The organism is Natronomonas gomsonensis (genome assembly GCF_024300825.1).
In the GTDB taxonomy this organism is placed as follows: Archaea; Halobacteriota; Halobacteria; order Halobacteriales; family Haloarculaceae; genus Natronomonas; species Natronomonas gomsonensis.
Genome location: NZ_CP101323.1, coordinates 2,219,893 through 2,237,270, shown reverse-complemented (window position 1 = coordinate 2,237,270; position 17,378 = coordinate 2,219,893). Strand labels below are relative to the sequence as shown.

The window sequence follows — 17,378 nt, the reverse complement described above, 5'->3', positions numbered from 1 at the left end:
GAGGGTGCTTTGACCGTCGCGTCCCGCCTTCAGGTATGGTCGTTGCGGACCTCCACGTACACACGACGAACTCCGACGGGACGCTGACGCTGTCGACGCTGCCCGACGCCGCAAAGCGAGCAGGTGTCGATGTCGTCGCCGTCACCGACCACGACCGGACCCACCCCGAGCTATCGACGCCCGTCGCACACCTCGACGGCGTCACGGTCGTCAGCGGCATCGAATTGCGAGTCGAAACCGACGCCGAACGGGTCGATTTGCTCGGTTACGGCGTCGAACGCACGGACGACCTCGACGCGCTCGTCGAGTCGCTCCAGACCGACCGCATCGAGCGCGGCCGACGGATAATCGACGCCATCGAAGAGCGCCTCGGCGTCGAGTTACCCGTGGAACCGCGAGAGGGACTCGGCCGACCCCACATCGCCCGCGCCGTCGCCGAGGTCACCGACTACGAGTACGGCGAGGTGTTCGAGGAACTCATCGGCGACGACGGCCCCTGTTATGTCGCCCGCGATATCCCCTCCTTCGAGAGGGGGCGGTCGGTCCTTGAGGACGCCTGCGGCGTCGTCGGCCTCGCACACCCCTATCGGTACGACGACCCCGAGGCCGCAATCGAACTCTGTTCGGAACTCGATGCAGTCGAACGGTTCTATCCCTACGGTCGTGAGGTCGACCCCCGCCCGCTGGACCGAGCCATCGGGACCTACGACCTCCTTTCTACCGGCGGCAGCGACGCTCACGAGGAGACGCTCGGGAAGGCGGGATTGGACCGTGAGGACTACCGCCGTTTCCGTGCGGCGCTGTGACGAGCGCTGGGTTCAAACCGCTCGGTCACGTACCCACGGGTATGCAGTGTCACTACTGTGATGAGGAGGCCGCCGTCGCTGTCGAGAAAGACCACATCAAGGTCGGCCTCTGTGAACGGCACCTCCGCGAGCGGATGGAGGAACTCTCCGACTCCGACGCGCTCGAGGATATCGAGGGGCAGATAGAGGACGCCCTCGAGTAACTCCCCGTCTCACACTTCCGTCCCTCCGCCGGTCACCGTCCGGACGGTCGGCAACTCTTTTAGCACGCCGTGCGTTCGTTAGCCCATGCTCGACGACCAGACCTGTCTCGTAACCGGTTCCTCCCGTGGTATCGGCCGCGCGGTCGCCGAAGAACTCGGACGGAACGGTGCCGATGTCGTGGTGAACTACCGCTCTTCGGTGGATGAAGCCGAGAGCGTCGTCGACGCCATCGAGGACGAAGGTGGTACCGCCATCGCGGTACAGGGAAACGTCGCCGATTACGACGAGGTCGAAGCGATGTGTTCGGAGGTTCACGACACCTTCGGCTCGGTCGATGTTCTCGTGAACAACGCCGGCATCACCGTCGACAAGAAGTTCGAAAACATGACGCGGGACGACTGGCAGCGGGTCCTCGACGTGAATTTAGGCGGGGTGTTCAACTGCACCCACTGTCTGTTTGATGACATCAAGTCGGCGGAGGACGGCCGGCTGATCAACATTTCGTCGGTGGTTGGCCAGCAGGGCAACTACGGGCAGGCGAACTACGCGACGACGAAATCGGGGCTGTTCGGCTTCACCCGGACGCTCGCGCTCGAATTGGCGTCCACCGGGTCGACGGCGAACTGCGTCGCCCCCGGATTCGTGAAGACGGACATGTTAGAGACGGTCCCCGAACGGGTCCAAGAGAAAATCCTCCAGCGGATTCCCCTCGACCGGTTTGCGACGCCGGAGGACGTGGCGGGCATCGTCCGCTTCGTCGCCAGTGAGGACGCCGGCTACATGACCGGCCAAATCCTCGCCGTCAACGGCGGCATGGAGTGGTAACAACACCCACTTTTTACGCGAGGGGGTTTCCTCGCTCGCTGCGCTCGCTGCGGGAACCCCCCCGCGCAAAAACTTGGGGAAAAATGACCCGGTGACTCGGCCTTCGGCCTCGTCACCGGTGAACCGCGCTCGCTTTGCTCGCGCGGATGCTCTGCGCTCGCCAACCGCCGGCCGTCGAAACTCTTCTGTCGCTCCCCGCCCCGTCTCCGGTGATGCGCGTCTCCGTCATCGGCGGCTCCAGCATCGATACCGAAACCTACGAACAAGCGCGGGAGGTCGGCCGCCTGCTCGGCGAGCGCGGTCACACCGTGGTCTGCGGGGGCCTCGGTGGTGTGATGGAAGCCGCCTGTCGCGGCGCACGGGAACACGACGCCGACACTATCGGCATCCTCCCCAGCGAGGACCGCGAGGCGGCCAACGAGTGGGTGACGACGCCCATCGCGACGGGGTTGGGTCACGCCCGAAATCCGCTGGTCGCCATGAACGGCGAGTCGGTCGTCGCCATCGACGGCGCCGCGGGGACGCTCTCGGAGTTGGGTCACGCCCTCGTCTTCGACCGCCCGATAGCGGGGCTGGATACGCACGCCATCGACCTCGTCGGGTTCGAGGCCGTCGAGAGCCCCGAAGCGGCCGTCGACTACGTCGAATCCGAGTCGGCCGCCCGCTTCCAGAAATAGATGGCGGCGAGTGCGTTCGGCACCGCCAGCCACCTGACCCGAGCGACGGTCGCATCGGTCGACTCGAAGTCGGCTTTCAGTCCTTCGTTGTACCACCACTCGACGCCCCCCAACAGCGCTCGCGGTGCGACAACGTGTGCGATTGCGCCGAGAAGCGACCCGACGGCCAGCAGGCGGTGTTTGGTGCGGTCGTCCATACCCCCTATAGGGGTCGGACCGTATCGAGTCTCGGCCTCGCGGCGGTCGTTACCGGAATCTGCGAAAACAGCGGCGTTACTCGCTTTGGATGCGCGGTGCGAGCATGAATGTGACGTGGCCGTCGCCCTCGGCGAAGTCGAAGTGCATCTTGACGGGGAACTCCTCGCCGAGTTCCATCGTCACCTCGGCGTCCTTCGGGATGGCCTTGTTCATGTCCTTCAGATAGTCAAGCGAGAACAGCGAGCGGGCCTCCCCGGCCGTGAGGTCGATGAGGTCCTCCCGGCCCAATTCGAGATGCACGTCGTCGGTGTCGCCCTCGGCTTCGACGAAGAACTCCTCGGCGTCGGCGTCGACGCCCAACGCGATGTGGTCGCTCACCATGTCGGCGGCCTTCACCGAACGGGCGATGTCCTTCCCCTCGATGACGATTTCGGCCGCCAAATCGAGGTCCGGTAGGTCCGGCTCCTGGCGGATGGAGTCGGGGTCGATAAGCGCCAGCGTGTACTCTAGGCCGTCCAACTGGATGTGGAGTTTCCGGGTCTCCTCGTCCAATTCGAGGTGGACGAGCTGGCCGGAGTCGGCCATCCCGACGATGTCCTCCAGTCGGTCGAGGTTGACGCCGATGACGCCGCCGTCGGTCTCGTAGGATTCGAACGCAGTCTCGGAGAGTTCGAGGTCGACCATCCCGACGTTCGCCGGGTCCACCGCGCGAATCGTGAGGCCCTCCTCGTCGAGGCGGATTTTGCACTCGTCGACAAGCACGCTCACGGAATCGAGCGCATCCCCGAGCGTGTCCGCGCTCACGATAGCCTTGAACATATACGCCCACGTTCTTCCCGACCCCTAAAAAACACTCTGCTCGCGCGCGAGCGCGAAACTCACTCTAACAGCAGCAACTCGGGCGTCTCGAGGTACTCCTTGACGGTGTTGACGAACTGGGCGGCCTCGGCGCCGTCGATGACCCGGTGGTCGATGGATAGAGACAGCGTCATCACCTTCCGGGGGACGACCTCACCATCGATTACGCGTGGCTTGTCCTTGATGGCGCCCAATCCGAGGATGGCCGACTCGGGGTAGTTGATGATTGGCGTGGCGTACTCCCCGCCGATGGCCCCGAAGTTCGTAATCGAGAACGTCCCGCCCTGCATCTCTTCGCGGGCGATGGAGCGCTCTCGGGCCTTCCCGACGAGTTCGTTCATCTCCTCGGCGATGTCCAACATCCCCTTGCGGTCGACGCCCTTGACGACCGGGACCATCAGGCCGGCGTCGGTCGCGGTGGCGATACCGATGTTGTAGTCGCCGCGGACGACGATTTCCTCGTTGTCCTCGTCCAGTTGGGCGTTCAACATCGGGTGTTGCTTGAGGCCGGCGACGACGGCCTTCATCACGAACGGCATGTACGACAGTTTCGTCCCGCGTTCCTCGGCTTCGGCCTTGAGGTTGCCGCGGGTCTCGACCAGCCGCGTCACGTCCACCTCGTCGTGGTGGGTGACGTGCGGCGCCGTGAACTTCGAGCGCTCCATCTGCTTGCCGATGGTCCGCCGGATGCCCCGGTAGGGGATGCGCTCGTCCTCGCCGGAGGGTGCCACGACCGTCTCGCCGTCGCCTCCGGCACCCGCCGACACCGCCTCGGCATCGGCCTGTTGGGCGGCCTGCTGGGCCTCGGCGTAGGCTTCGACCGCCTCGGGCGTGACGAACGCCTCGCCGTCACGTGTCTCCTCGGTCGGCACGCTGTCGAGGTCGACGCCCTTCTCCTCGGCGAGCTTTCGCGTCGCCGGCGCGGCCAGCGTTCGCTCGCGGTCGGCCGCCTCGGCGCTCGTCGTCGCCGGTTTGGCGGCTTCCCCACCGTCATCGTCGCTCACTCGGCGGGTCGCCGACTGCACGCCATCTGTGGACGCCGTCGACGACGGTTCGGGCTCGGACTCGGATTCGGCTTCCGCCCCGCCTTCGGCGGCCGCTCGAACGTCCGACTCGGTGACGCGGCCGCCCGGGCCGCTGCCGGCGACCGCAGCGATGTCGACATCGAGTTCCCGCGCCAACCGACGTGCGGATGGGGCGGCGAAGACGCGGCCACCCTTCGCGCTCGGTTCGGCCTCCGTCTCGGCTTGGGCCTCGCTTCCGTCCTCGTCGACGGGAGTGACCGCCGGCTCGGGTTCGTCCTCGGCGTCTGTCTCCGTTTCCGCCGGTTCCTCGACTGGCTCGCCCTCTACGTCGAAGGTGATGATGACCTCGCCGACGGGCACCATCTCGCCTTCCTCAGCCAGTATCTCTCGGACGGTGCCGTTGACTGGCGACGGAACCTCGACGACGGCTTTGTCCGTCTCGACTTCCGCGACCGGCTGGTCCTCTCGTACCGTGTCCCCGACTTCGACGAGCCAGTTGACGATTTCCGCTTCGGTCAGTCCCTCACCGACGTCGGGCAGTTTGAACTCGCGTACCATATCAGAACTCGTAGGTCTCTCGGATGGCGTCCTCGATGCGTGTGTCCTCGGGCATGTAGTAGTCCTCCAGCGCGTACAGGGGATAGGGAACGTCGAAGCCGGTGACGCGGTTGACCGGCGCCTCCTGATACAGCAGCGCTTCCTCCTGAATCGTCGCCGTGATTTCGCCAGCGAGGCCGCCGGTCTTCGGCGCCTCGTGGACGACGACTGCGCGGCCGGTCTTCTCGAAGGATTCGAGAATAGCGTCGGTGTCCATCGGCTTCAGCGTCCGCAGGTCGATGACCTCCACGTCGATGCCGTCCTCGGCGACGGATTCGGCCGCTTGAATCGACGGCCGGGTCATCGCACCCCACGTGAACAGCGAGATATCTGAACCCTCACGACGAACCGCGGCCTCGCCCAACTCGACGGTGTAGTCGTCGTCCGGCACTTCCTCGCGGAACGCTCGGTAGATGAGTTTCGGTTCGAGGAAGATGACCGGGTCGGGGTCCCGAATCGACGCCGCGAGCAGCCCCTTCGTGTCGTAGGGCGTCGACGGGATGACGACCTTCAGGCCGGCCTCGTGGGCGTAAAAGGCCTCCTTGGACTCGGAGTGGTGTTCCGGTGCGCGGATGCCGCCGCCGTAGGGCGCACGGACGACCAGCGGGCAGGTAAACCGTCCCCGAGAGCGCGTTCGCATGCGGGCGGCGTGAGAGATAATCTGGTCGAAGGCGGGGTACATGAACCCGGAGAACTGGATTTCCGGCACCGGCTTGAGGCCGTAGGCGGCCATGCCGATGGCGGTGCCGACGATGCCGGACTCCGCAAGCGGCGTGTCGATGACGCGGTCCTCGCCGAACTCGTCGTACAACCCCTCCGTCGCCCGGAAGACGCCGCCGTTCTTGCCCACGTCCTCACCCATCACGAGGACGTCGTCGTCGCGTTGCATCTCGCTTTTCAGGCCGTCCCGGACGGCCTGTACCAGTGTCAGGTTCTGTGTCGAACTCATTCGAGTAGTTCCTCGTCGCCGTGCCGTTCGCGCAACCGCTGGAGGTGTGCGCGCTGTTCATCGAGCCGTTCGGTTCGCTCCTCGAAGACGTAGTCGAACATGTCGGTCGCATCGGGCCGCTCGAAGTTTTCGGCTTCGGTGATGGCCTCGGCCACCTCGTCTTCGACCGACTGGGTGACCGCATCGACGGCCTCGTCGTCGAGGACGCCGTTGTTCCGCAGGTACGACTCCAACCGTGGAATCGGGTCCTTGGCTTTCCACTTCTCGACTTCCTCCTCGTCGCGGTACACCGAGGGGTCGTCGGCGGTCGTGTGGGCACCGAAGCGGTACTGCACTGCTTCGATGAGCGTCGGCCGCAGTCCGTCTGGGTCCCCGGCTTTCGCCTTCTCGATTGCCTCCCGTGTCACCTGATACACCGCGAGCGGGTCCATCCCGTCGACTTGGACGCCCTCGAAACCGTAGGCGTCGGCCTTTCCCGCCAGTGTCTCGCTTGCTGTCTGTCGCTCCCGCGGCACCGAGATGGCCCACTGATTGTTGTTACAGAAAAAGACGGCGGGCGCATCGAAGACGCCGGCGAAGTTCAGCCCCTCGTGGAAGTCGCCCTCGGAGGTCGCGCCGTCGCCGAAGTAACAGACGAATGCGTTTCGGTTCTCGCCGTCCTTCAGGTTCGACGCCCACGCCGCGCCGGTCGCGTGCAGAATCTGTGTGGCGATGGGCACCGCCACGGGGAAGATGTTCAGTCCTTCGAGGGCGTTGCCGCGCTCGTCGCCCATCCAGTAGCGGAGCGTCTGGGCGAGGTCGACGCCTCGGACGTAGGCGGCGCCGTGTTCGCGGTAACTCGGGAACATCCAGTCGTCGTCGTCCATCGCGGCGGCGCTACCGATCTGTGCGGCCTCTTGGCCGGACAGCGGTGGATACGTTCCCATCCGACCCTGCCGTTGGAGGCTAACCGCCCGCTGGTCGAAGTGTCGTGCCAACCGCATCTGTCGATACATCTCAACGAGACGCTCGTCGGAGAGGTCCGGTACCTCCGCGCCGTCGACGACTCGACCGTCTTCGTCGAGTACCCGGACCCGGTCGTCGGGGTCGCGTTGTAACGTACTCATAACTCCCTCCGTCGCATAGCCGAACTGTCAATGGCCGACGGCATAGTGTTTACGTAAATTTTGCCACGTCCTGCACACTCGGGATTTTTCGGACGAACGAACGATATAATATGGAAAAATAGCCGATTTCTATGAAAAATGATGCTGTATCGGTGTTCGGTGGACGCCCACCGAGTTCGACGCCGTTCGGTCAGTCGGCCGCCTCGGTGGCGGTCCGGCGCGCCTCCTCGACGCTTTTGCCCTCTCGCAACAGCGCCTCGACGAAGAACTCGCCGGCCTTGAACGACGACCGGACCATCGGGCCCGACGCACAGTAGAGGAAGCCGAACTCCCCTTCGGCGACGGTCTTCCAGACGTCGAACTTGTCGGGGTGGACGTAGTCGAACACCTCCAGATGCGACCGCGAGGGCTGGAGGTACTGGCCGAAGGTGACGATGTCTACGTCCCGTTCCCGCAAATCCGAGAGCGTCTGATACACCTCGTGGTCGTACTCGCCGACGCCGAGCATGAGGCTCGTTTTCGTGTAGATGTCGGACTCCGCGGCCACCTGCTGGAGCACCGAAAGCGACTGCTCGTAGCCGGCCCGGCGGTCCCGGACGGGCCACTGGAGCCGTTCGACCGTCTCAACGTTGTGGGCGATGACATCGGGTTCGGCGTCGATGATTCGCCGGACATCTTCGGGGTCGCCCCCGAAGTCCGGAATCAGCGTCTCGACGAGAATCGAGGGGTCACGCCGCTTTATCTCCCGAATGGTCTCGGCGAAGTGGGCGGCGCCACCGTCGTCTAAGTCGTCGCGGTCGACCGAGGTGAGAACGACGTAGTCGAGGCCGATTTCGGCGACCGCCTCGGCGACGTTTTCGGGTTCTTCGGGGTCGAGCGGTTCCATCCCGCCCGTCTCCACGTCACAGAAGTTACAGCCACGAGAGCAGCGGTCGCCCATCAGCATGAACGTCGCCGTTCCGGGGCCGTTGCGGCCGCTCCAGCAGTCCCCGAGGTTCGGACAGTTGGCCTCCTCACAGACGGTGTGGAGGTTCCGCTCGCGGAGCGTCGCCTTGATTTCGGCGAACCGCTGGCCGCTCGGCGGACGCGTCTTCAGCCACTCCGGCTTCCGGCGCCGACTGCTCATACCCCTAGATTCGGCGCCCGTGGCAAAAACGTGGGGTTGTTCGGCGTCCGTCGCTCGACAGTAAATTTCGTCCAGAAATAATATGTATAGAGGGGTCGATACCCCGTTCGATGGGGGGATTGGGCGTTTCAAGCGACGACATCACCGGTGGGCCGATTGCACCGACGCTTCTCGCGTTGGCGCTGCCGCTTTTGGCACAGAACCTCGTTCACGTCCTCAACCAGTTGGTGGATACGTTCTGGCTCGGACGCGTCGGCGAGAACGCGGTCGCCGCCGTCGGCCTGAACTTCCCGCTCATCGCGACCATGTTCGGCGTCACCGCGACGGCCGCCGTCGGGACACAGATTCTGGTCGCTCAGCGTGTCGGATCGGCCGACGAGACTGGCGCCCGCCGCCTCGTGTTCAACGGCGCCGTTCTGTCGTTCGTCCTCGGTGGCGCGTTGCTCGGCGTCGTCTTCGTCTTCGGCGCGTCGCTCGTCCGTCTGCTCGGTGCTGGCCCGGTCGTCGCCCCGCTTTCGGTCGCGTACCTCCTCGTGTTCACGGCGTTCTTCCCGCTGGCGGCCACCAGCGACGCCATCGAGCGCGGCTTCGTCGGATGGGGCGACACCCGCGCGACGCTGTACATCAACCTCGTGATGGTCGGGACGAACGTCGTCCTCGACCCGCTTTTGATTCTCGGCTACGGGTGGATTCCCGCGCTGGGCGTCGAGGGTGCGGCGCTCGCGACCGGCATCGGCTATACGGTCGGCCTCCTCGCTGCGCTCGCGCTTGTGGCCGGCCGCCGCGACAGTCTCTCGCTGTCCGTGGCTGACGCCCGCTTTTCGGTGGCCGACCTCCGGGAGTTGGCGGATATCGGAGCGCCCGTTTCGGGCCAACGACTCGCGGGTCAATCCGCTCGCGTCGCTATCGTCGCCGTCGTCGCGACGGTCGGCGGCGCCGCGGGACTGGCCGCCTACACGGTCGGTGCGCGCGTGGCGACGGTGGCGTTCGTTCCCGCCTCCGGGTTCGGCGGCGCGACCCAGTCGATGGTCGGCCAGAACGTCGGCGACGACCGACCCGACCGGGCCCACGGCACGGTCCGAACCGGGGTCGCCATCGCCGCCGGAACGCTCGGTGTCGTCGGTCTCCTCCAGTGGCTCTCCCCCGGCTTTCTCGCGACCCTTTTCGTGCCGACGCTCAGTCCCGCCGGTTTCGACCGCACCGTCGACTACCTCGCCATCCTCGCCTACGGCTACCCCGCGATGGGCGCTTCGGCGGTGCTGTTGGCGGCGTTCAACGGGGCCTCCCGGACCCGGACGAGTTTCGTCGTCGACCTCCTGAAGTACTGGGGCGTCCGCATCCCGGCGGCAATCGCCGCGTTGCCCGCCGCCTCGGTCGTCGTCGGTGGCGTCGCGGTTGGCGGACTCGACTGGGGCATCTACGCCGTCTTCTGGGCAGTGACGGTCTCGAACATCCTCGCGGCGGTCGGCCTCGGTGGGTACTACCTCTGGAAACGGGAACCGATGTTCACGAACGCCGCCTCGGAGGCGGCCGACGGAGCAGTCGGTGACGACGACTGACCCCACCGTTTAGGCTCCGCCGTGACGAATACCCGCCGATGAACCGTCGGACACTTGGGTGGAGCGCCCTCGCGGTGTTGTGTTTCGCCTTCTGGGGCGTAATCGTCATCGTCCAACGGAAGTGGGCCAACCCTCGTGCGTGGGGTGCGTTCGCCCTCGGGGTGTTGATTCCGTACTGGCTGTACGTCGGGAAACTCGGGGGTAGAGGGGACGGCGAGAGGTAGCCGGTCGAAACGACCTGAATCCACGGCCAGCATCCGCGAGCCGAGCGAGCGGTTCGCGCAAAACGCGAGCCCGACGACGAAAAAGGTCGGGTTTATTGACCCGGAACACCCCCATCCGGTAGTGTCTACCTCCGCCGGTGTCGCGGATATCGTCCCCGAATTCGCCGATGCGTTCCCCTTCGAGTCCTTCAACCGGATGCAGCGGGAGGCGCTGCCCGCAGTCCTCGATTCGGGGGAGAACGTCGTGGTGAGCGCGCCAACCGCCAGCGGCAAGACCGCACTCGCGGAGTTGGCCATCTGCCGGACGCTCCGCAACGACGGGACCGCGCTGTTTCTCGCGCCGCTGCGTGCGCTGACAAACGAGAAGGAAGACGAGTGGGAACGCTTCGAGTCGCTGGGGTATTCGGTGTACGTCGTCACCGGCGAGCGCGACCTCAATCCGCGCCGCGCAGAGCGCGCCGACATCCTCGTGATGACGCCGGAGAAGGCCGATTCGGCGACGCGGAAACACGACTCGCCTCGCTATTCGTTCATCACCGACGTTGACTGTGTCGTCATCGACGAGGTACATCTGCTGGATTCCGACCGCCGTGGGGCGGTGCTGGAAGTGACTATCTCGCGGTTGCGTCGGCTCTGTGGCCCGCGTATCGTCGCGCTGTCGGCGACCATGCAGAACGTCGAGGACGTGGCCGACTGGCTGGATGCGCCCGACGACTGTACCTTCCAGTTCGGCGACGACTACCGACCGGTACCGCTGTCGGCGAGCGTCGAGACGTACGCCCACGGCGACAACGCCTTCGCCGACAAGTACCGCCGACTGTACCGGGCGCTGGACCTCGCCCAACCCCACATCGAGGACGGGGGACAGGCGCTCGTCTTCGTCGCCTCCAGACAGGACACGGTTCGGGCCGCCGAGAAGGCCCGCGACGTAATCGCCGAACGCGATGTCGAAATCGGCGCCCGCGGCGACTACGATTTCCACACCGACGCCGAGGAACTGAACAACGACACCCTCCGGCAGTCGGTCATCGACGGGGTGGGATTCCACCACGCCGGCCTCTCGAAGGAGGACAAAGACCGCGTCGAGGCGTGGTTCAAGGAGGGGAAGATTCAACTGCTGTTTTCGACCTCGACGCTGGCGTGGGGGGTGAACCTCCCGGCGCGGTGTGTCGTCATCCGCGACACCAAACTCCACGACCCCCTGGAGGGCGAAGTCGACATGAGCCCGCTGGACATCCTCCAGATGCTTGGGCGGGCGGGGCGGCCGGGCTACGACGACGCCGGCTATGCCTACGTCGTCTGCGACGGGAGCGACGCCGAGAAGTACCGCCAACTGCTCCTCGATGGCAAACCAATCGAATCGCGGCTGGCGGGGGAACTCGACTCGCATCTCAACGCCGAAATCGCACTGGGCGTCGTCGACGACATCGAGGACGTGATGGAGTGGCTGGAGACGACGTTCTACTACACCCGTGCGAAGAGCGCTCCGGAACAGTACGATGCGGGCGAGTCGTTGCGGGACCGCGTTTCGGCGACCCTGGAGCGGTTGGTTTCGGGCGGGTTCGTCGACCAGTCGGGACTCGACATCGAACCGACTGCCCTCGGCAAACTCACCTCGCAGTTCTACCTGCGACTCGACACCGCCGAGGGGTTCCACCGGTTGTGCGAGCGTGCTGCCGCCGACGATACGCCCGACATCGACGAGTCGGCCGTCCTGCGGACGGTCGCCGACGCCGGGGAGTTCGACAGCGTCTCCGCCCGCCGAGACGAGCGAGAGGCGTTCAAGGCCGTCCTCGACGGCGAGGGCGACGACCTCGATGCGGGCAACCGGAAGGTGCTCGCCATCCTTCGGTCGGGTATGTCGGGGACGACGCCCGGCGAACTCAAAAGCGACGCGTGGGTCATCAGACAGAACGCCACACGGATGCTCGCGGCGCTGCGGGCGTTCTGTGAGCGATTTGCCGCGCCGCGGGACGCCAATCTCGTTTGCCGCATCGAAGCCCGTCTCGAACACGGCATCAGCGCCGAGGCCGTCGGCCTCACCGCCATCGAGGGCGTCGGCAAGGGTCGTGCCCAGAAACTCGCCCGCGAGGGGCTGGAGACACCCGCCGACGTACGCCAAGCGGGCGTCAGCGGGCTAGTCGACGCCGGTCTCTCGGAGGGACTGGCAGAGCGCGTCCTCGAACAGGCCGAGTCGCTCCCCGACCTCTCCTTCGAGTGGAGCGGCGTCCCCGACTCCATCCCCGCCGGCGAGAACATGATGGCCGAACTCACGGTCGAAAACGGCGGTGACGGCGCGCCCGCGGGCGTCCGCGTGACAGTCAACGGCGTCGGGATGTCGGAGACGACGCGGTATCTGGGCGAGACGACCGTTCCCGTCGGTGTCTTCGGCGGCGACGCCGAGGAACTGACCTACGAGGTCGAGGTCGCATTCTCGGAACTGCCGCTCGTACCCGTCACCGACAGCCGAACGGTTCGGGTGGAGTAGGCTCCGTCGCCGGGCAACCGATTTTATGTCCGACGCCGACGCAGAGCAGGTATGGGCAAAGAGACGATTCACACCGACGACGCACCGCCCGCGGCAGGGGCCTACAGCCAGGCGACGACCGACGGCGACCTCGTGTTCACCGCCGGACAGATTGCGCTGACGCCCGACGGTGAGTCCCTTGAGGACGAACCGGTCTCCGTCCAGACCGAACGGGCACTGGACAACCTCGAAGCAGTTCTGGAGGAAGCCGGGTCGAGTCTCGATAACGTACTCAAGACGACCGTCTTCCTCGCCGACATCGAGGATTTCGAGGAGATGAACGAGACGTACGCGAGTTACTTCGACGACGAGCCGCCGGCGCGGTCGGCGGTGCAAGCCGGTGCGTTGCCGCTGGGCATGGCCGTCGAAATCGAGGCGGTCGCCACGCGAGCGTGACGCCCCGCAGGTACTCGGCGCTCTTGTGGGGTGTCGTCGGCGCGCTGGCGTTTCTCGTCGCGCACCAGGGGTACCTACTCGCCGACGGGGCGTTCGTCGGCGTCGGTCCGCTCGCGGCGGTCACGGTCGTCGTCTTCGTGGCTGCCGCGCTGACAGCCTACTACGCCGAGGGCCGATTCGGTACGACGTTTCGGGCCCGTTCGGAGGGCGATGGAGAGTGACACGGTCCCATCGAACGCGAAGAGTTTAAACGGACCACTCCGGTAGATTGGGGTGAGCCGGGATGGCCGAGTGGTAAGGCGCACGCCTGGAAAGCGTGTTCCCTCAGGGATCCAGGGTTCAAATCCCTGTCCCGGCGCTTTTGCGACGACCCAACGTGAGGAGCAAAGCGGCTCCGCTGATTCGTCTCGGCGTGACCTCCACCGTTTCGGGTCGAATCGAAGCTGACCACTCACCTGTAATAAACCCCGTCAGTAGCGACACGAATCGGTTCGTCGCATCGTCGGAATGTAGGCCGAGACAATCGTTCACACAGCGCCGCAGTACGACGGTTCTTCCCGTTTACTGCCGAGTGCCATCTTCAATCGGCATCGGTCCGTATCAGATACATTTATATAGAACCGTGGACAATCATTCGGACGACTATGAGCCAACAGCAGCGAATGGGAGGTCAGCCGATGATTATTCTCGGCGAGGATTCCCAGCGGATGAAGGACCGCGACGCCCAGAGCCACAACATCTCGGCGGCGCGTGCGGTCGCAGAGGCCGTACGCTCGACACTCGGCCCGAAAGGGATGGACAAGATGCTCGTCTCCTCGATGGGTGACATCACCGTCACGAACGACGGCGTCACCATCCTCGAAGAGATGGACATCGACAACCCGACGGCCTCGATGATCGTCGAGGTCGCCGAGACACAGGAAGACGAGGCGGGCGACGGTACGACCACCGCCGTCTCCATCGCCGGCGAACTCCTGAAGAACGCCGAGGACCTCCTTGAGCAGGACATCCACCCGACGGCCATCATCAAGGGCTTCCACCTCGCCAGCGAGCAGGCCCGCGCCGAAATCGACAACGTGGCCCGTCAGGTCGACCCCGAGGACACCGAACTCATCAAGAAAGTCGCCGAGACATCGATGACCGGCAAGGGCGCCGAACTCAACAAGGACGTTCTCGCCCAACTCGTCGTCGACGCCGTCCAGGCCGTCACCGTCGAGGCCGACGACGGCGAGACCATCGTCGACCTCGAGTACGTCAACATCGAGACCCAGACCGGGCGCTCGGCCAGCGAGAGCGAACTGCTCGAAGGCGCGGTCATCGACAAGGACCCGGCCCACGCCGACATGCCGACGCAGTTCGACGACGCCGACGTGCTCCTCATCAACGAACCCATCGAGGTCGAGGAGACCGACGCCGACGCCAGCGTCCAACTCGACAGCCCCGACCAGCTCCAGCAGTTCCTCGACCAGGAGGAAGAACAGCTCCGGGAGAAGGTCGACAAAATCGCCGACTCCGGCGCCGACGTCGTCTTCTGTCAGAAAGGCATCGACGACCTCGCAGAGCACTTCCTCGCCAAGGAGGGCATCCTCGCGACCTCCCGCGTCAAGAAGACCGACCTCGGCTTCCTGCGTGAGGTGACCGAGGCGAACATCGTCTCGGACCTCGATACGCTCACCGCCGAGGACCTCGGCTCCGCCTCCGTCGAGTTCGACGAGGCCGACGAACTGTTCTACGTCGAAGGCACCGGCGACGAGAGCCACGGCGTGACGCTGTTGCTCCGCGGCTCGACCGAACACGTCGTCGATGAACTCGAACGCGGTATCGGCGACGCCCTCGACGTGGTCTCTCAGACCGTCTCCGACGGCCGCGTGCTGGCCGGCGGTGGCGCCGTCGAGGTCGAAGTCGCCCGCCGCGTCCGTGATTACGCCGACAGCGTCTCCGGCCGCGAACAGTTGGCCGTCGAGGCCTTCGCCGACGCGCTCGAACTCGTCCCGCGCGTGCTGGCCGAAAACGCCGGTCTCGACTCTATCGACACGCTCGTCGACCTGCGTTCGGCCCACGAGAGCGGCGACGAAACCGCCGGCCTCAACGTGTTCACCGGCGACGTGGTCGACACCTACGACGCCGGCGTCGTCGAACCGGCCCACGCGAAACAGCAAGCACTCTCGTCGGCCACCGAGGCCGCGAACCTCGTGCTCAAGATTGACGACATCATCGCTGCCGGCGACCTCTCCACGGAAGGTGAAGAGGAAGAAGGCGGCCCGGGCGGCGCCCCCGGCGGCATGGGCGGCATGGGTGGCGGCATGGGCGGCATGATGTAAACCCACTTTTTGCACTTCCCTCGCGGCCCTCCGGGCCGCTCGGTCAGCGTGGCGGCTTCGCCGCCACGTTATAAGGTCGCGGGCAGAGCCCGCGACCCAGGCAAAAACTTGGGGAAAAATAGCGAGGCGGCGAAGCCGCCTCGGACTGTTGAACGGCGCCTCCGGCGCCGTGAAACATAGCGACTCGTTCCCTCCGGTCACTCGTCGCTACCCGAACGAGGCCGAAGGCCGAGTTCGGGAGAACCGCTCGCTTCCCTCGCGGATATCCGTTTTTGTAGTGACACAGAACTGGTGTCGGAATGTACCAGTCAGCGGACGGGTCTTATTTCCACTCTTCGTTCGCAGGCCGTGACTGCAACTCACCCTTCGCCTTCCGTCTTCCCGGCCAGAGCGTCAGTACGATTCCACAGGCGTAGTACACCGCGATACCCCCGAGGACGACTACTCCCGGCACTCTGCCGACGGTCGCAGTCTCGATAAGTCCGGCCGACGTGGTTGCGAAGACGGTCAACCGAACGAGCCAGGCGACAACCAGCACCGAGATGAGCGCGAAATACACCCGTCGAAGTCGGCGGGATACTGCCTCGATTATCGGCGTTTTCACCGCCGGCGCTCGTAAATCGTCGCTGAGAAGTTCGCGCCAGTTCGATTGCTCTACGCCGTCCGAGTCGAGTGCGTTTGCGAACACGTTCTCTTCGAGAATCCGCACCCGAGAGCGCCAGATGTCGTACACGCGATAGCGACGGGTTTCGATTCCCAGAAACACCGTCAGCATGACGATACCGATAAGGAGGATGTAGTGTGGCCGTGATTCCGCCGAAAACGCCCACGTGAGCAACGTCGCTGTCAACACGACCGCCCAGTTCGTCGTCCGGTCGATTCGTGTGCGCCACGCCGTAGTGCGGCTCATCTCACCACGGTAGGCGTGGCCCATGAGTGATAGAAAATCAGACCGGTCAGTTGCCGCCTCACCAGCAATCTCGCGTTCCTCGTGTGACTCTGGGTCGAAGTCCCCCGGAGTATTCGACATACTGCACATACGGACAACGAACAAGTAAACGTACGCAACGGTCTACGGAACGCTCGCTCTATCTCTCCCGCGTCCGTCTCGAGAAACTGACCGACTGCTTCCGAACGAACGGGCGTCGAGTTCGGGAACTGGCCTTATAACACGTGCTCGGTGTCGTAGGAGCCGAGAACGCGAACCCAGCCGTTCGATGCGATATCGCGGAGTTCCTCGATGGCCTCCTGTGCCCGCTCCTCGTAGAGACCAGCGGCGAAGTCGAAGTGGAACATGTAGTCGCCGAGGCGTTCGCCGCTCGGGCGGGATTCGACGCGCGAGAGGTTGATATCGCGGTCGGCGAACGGTTCGAGCATCTCCAAGAGCAGTCCCGGATGGTTCGTGTTCGGGTAGACGATGACGGAGCTTTTGCCCCCGGCGTCGACGCGTTCGGTCTCCGGAGCGAGGACGACGAACCGGGTGGCGTTGGAGGTGCTGTCCTGAATGTCGCGGGCCAACACCTGCAGGTCGTCGCCGGCGGTGGCGGGGTGGCCGATGGCGGCGACGGAGGCGTCCTCCCGGGCTCGTTCGACACCTCGGGCTGTCGATGCGACGGCCTCGGTTTTCGCGCTCGGATACTCCTCGTTGAGGTACTCCCGACACTGCGCCAGCGCCTGGGGGTGGCTCGCGACGATGTCGAACTCGCCGGCCTGTGCCAACAGGGCGTGTTGGATGGGCGTGACGATTTCGCGGACCACGGCGACGTTGCGGTCGGCGAGTGCGTCCAGCGACTCGGTGACCGACCCTTCGATGCTGTTCTCGATTGGGATGACGCCGCGTTCGTACTCGCCGCTGGCGACGCCCTCGACGATGCCGGTCACCGATTCCACGAAGTCGATTTCGTCGGCGACCGCCTGCGTCGCGCGATGTGAGTACGTCCCTTCTGGACCGAGCGTGAGGGCTTTCATGGACTCCCGTAG

At 65.1% G+C, this 17,378-nt stretch carries 18 protein-coding genes and 1 tRNA gene; 11 read left to right on the top strand and 8 right to left on the bottom strand.

From position 1 onward, the window contains the following. The first annotated feature begins 35 nt into the window (after positions 1-35). The 4 genes from NMP98_RS11950 to NMP98_RS11935 all read left to right on the top strand — a co-directional run bounded on the left by NMP98_RS11950 (position 36) and on the right by NMP98_RS11935 (position 2,512). Positions 36-806 carry a PHP domain-containing protein gene (locus tag NMP98_RS11950; RefSeq protein ID WP_254857909.1) on the top strand — a complete coding sequence of 257 codons (771 nt, stop codon included), beginning with the start codon at positions 36-38 and terminating at the stop codon, positions 804-806. Positions 807-847: 41 nt separating this feature from the next. Further along, complete coding sequence (locus tag NMP98_RS11945) at positions 848-1,009, top strand: DUF6757 family protein (RefSeq protein WP_254857907.1); 162 nt, start codon at positions 848-850, stop codon at positions 1,007-1,009. 85 nt (positions 1,010-1,094) lie between these two features. Continuing rightward, complete coding sequence (gene fabG / locus NMP98_RS11940; RefSeq protein WP_254857906.1) at positions 1,095-1,835, top strand: 3-oxoacyl-[acyl-carrier-protein] reductase; 741 nt, start codon at positions 1,095-1,097, stop codon at positions 1,833-1,835. 212 nt (positions 1,836-2,047) lie between these two features. Then, positions 2,048-2,512, top strand: a complete 465-nt coding sequence (locus NMP98_RS11935) for a TIGR00725 family protein (protein ID WP_254857904.1) — start codon at positions 2,048-2,050, stop codon at positions 2,510-2,512. On the opposite strand, the gene NMP98_RS11930 is transcribed toward NMP98_RS11935, so the two are convergent. The 6 genes from NMP98_RS11930 to lipA form a co-directional block, all read right to left on the bottom strand. After that, entirely contained in the window at positions 2,473-2,709 is a 237-nt protein-coding gene (locus NMP98_RS11930) for a hypothetical protein (protein WP_254857903.1), read from the bottom strand. The genes NMP98_RS11935 and NMP98_RS11930 overlap by 40 nt on opposite strands. Positions 2,710-2,785: 76 nt before the next feature. Continuing rightward, a complete protein-coding gene (locus NMP98_RS11925; RefSeq protein ID WP_254857901.1) occupies positions 2,786-3,529 on the bottom strand; it encodes a DNA polymerase sliding clamp in 744 nt (247 codons plus the stop codon). A 59-nt stretch (positions 3,530-3,588) separates the two neighbouring features. Beyond that, on the bottom strand, positions 3,589-5,151 hold the full coding sequence (locus tag NMP98_RS11920; RefSeq protein WP_254857899.1) for a dihydrolipoamide acetyltransferase family protein: 1,563 nt from the start codon (positions 5,149-5,151) through the stop codon (positions 3,589-3,591). Between the two features lies 1 nt (position 5,152). Next, positions 5,153-6,139 (bottom strand): alpha-ketoacid dehydrogenase subunit beta, encoded by a 987-nt coding sequence (locus NMP98_RS11915; protein WP_156709973.1) that lies wholly within the window; start codon positions 6,137-6,139, stop codon positions 5,153-5,155. Continuing rightward, positions 6,136-7,245: a pyruvate dehydrogenase (acetyl-transferring) E1 component subunit alpha gene (pdhA, locus tag NMP98_RS11910; protein WP_254857898.1), complete on the bottom strand. Its 1,110-nt coding sequence runs from the start codon at positions 7,243-7,245 to the stop codon at positions 6,136-6,138. Before pdhA ends, NMP98_RS11915 begins: the two co-directional genes overlap by 4 nt. Positions 7,246-7,435: 190 nt before the next feature. Continuing rightward, positions 7,436-8,371, bottom strand: a complete 936-nt coding sequence (gene lipA / locus NMP98_RS11905) for a lipoyl synthase (RefSeq protein ID WP_254857897.1) — start codon at positions 8,369-8,371, stop codon at positions 7,436-7,438. Positions 8,372-8,481: 110 nt separating this feature from the next. On the opposite strand from lipA, the gene NMP98_RS11900 reads away from it, so the two are divergent. The 7 genes from NMP98_RS11900 to thsB all read left to right on the top strand — a co-directional run bounded on the left by NMP98_RS11900 (position 8,482) and on the right by thsB (position 15,398). Next, positions 8,482-9,930 (top strand): MATE family efflux transporter, encoded by a 1,449-nt coding sequence (locus tag NMP98_RS11900; protein ID WP_254857895.1) that lies wholly within the window; start codon positions 8,482-8,484, stop codon positions 9,928-9,930. A gap of 38 nt (positions 9,931-9,968) precedes the next feature. Next, on the top strand, positions 9,969-10,154 hold the full coding sequence (locus NMP98_RS11895; protein WP_254857893.1) for a hypothetical protein: 186 nt from the start codon (positions 9,969-9,971) through the stop codon (positions 10,152-10,154). Positions 10,155-10,275: 121 nt separating this feature from the next. Beyond that, a complete protein-coding gene (locus NMP98_RS11890) occupies positions 10,276-12,642 on the top strand; it encodes a DEAD/DEAH box helicase (RefSeq protein ID WP_254857891.1) in 2,367 nt (788 codons plus the stop codon). Positions 12,643-12,693: 51 nt separating this feature from the next. After that, on the top strand, positions 12,694-13,077 hold the full coding sequence (locus NMP98_RS11885) for a Rid family detoxifying hydrolase (protein WP_254857889.1): 384 nt from the start codon (positions 12,694-12,696) through the stop codon (positions 13,075-13,077). Beyond that, positions 13,074-13,298: a DUF7981 family protein gene (locus tag NMP98_RS11880; RefSeq protein ID WP_254857888.1), complete on the top strand. Its 225-nt coding sequence runs from the start codon at positions 13,074-13,076 to the stop codon at positions 13,296-13,298. Before NMP98_RS11885 ends, NMP98_RS11880 begins: the two co-directional genes overlap by 4 nt. A gap of 56 nt (positions 13,299-13,354) precedes the next feature. Beyond that, a tRNA-Ser gene (locus tag NMP98_RS11875) sits at positions 13,355-13,435 on the top strand. 286 nt (positions 13,436-13,721) lie between these two features. Beyond that, the gene (thsB, locus tag NMP98_RS11870; RefSeq protein WP_367997231.1) at positions 13,722-15,398 is read left to right on the top strand and encodes a thermosome subunit beta; all 1,677 of its coding nucleotides are present in this window, start codon (positions 13,722-13,724) and stop codon (positions 15,396-15,398) included. A gap of 322 nt (positions 15,399-15,720) precedes the next feature. Here thsB and NMP98_RS11865 read toward each other — a convergent pair whose 3' ends face one another. Continuing rightward, positions 15,721-16,428: a DUF2270 domain-containing protein gene (locus tag NMP98_RS11865; protein WP_254857886.1), complete on the bottom strand. Its 708-nt coding sequence runs from the start codon at positions 16,426-16,428 to the stop codon at positions 15,721-15,723. Positions 16,429-16,562: 134 nt separating this feature from the next. Beyond that, a complete protein-coding gene (gene pheA, locus NMP98_RS11860) occupies positions 16,563-17,366 on the bottom strand; it encodes a prephenate dehydratase (protein WP_254857884.1) in 804 nt (267 codons plus the stop codon). Between the last annotated feature and the right edge of the window lie 12 nt (positions 17,367-17,378).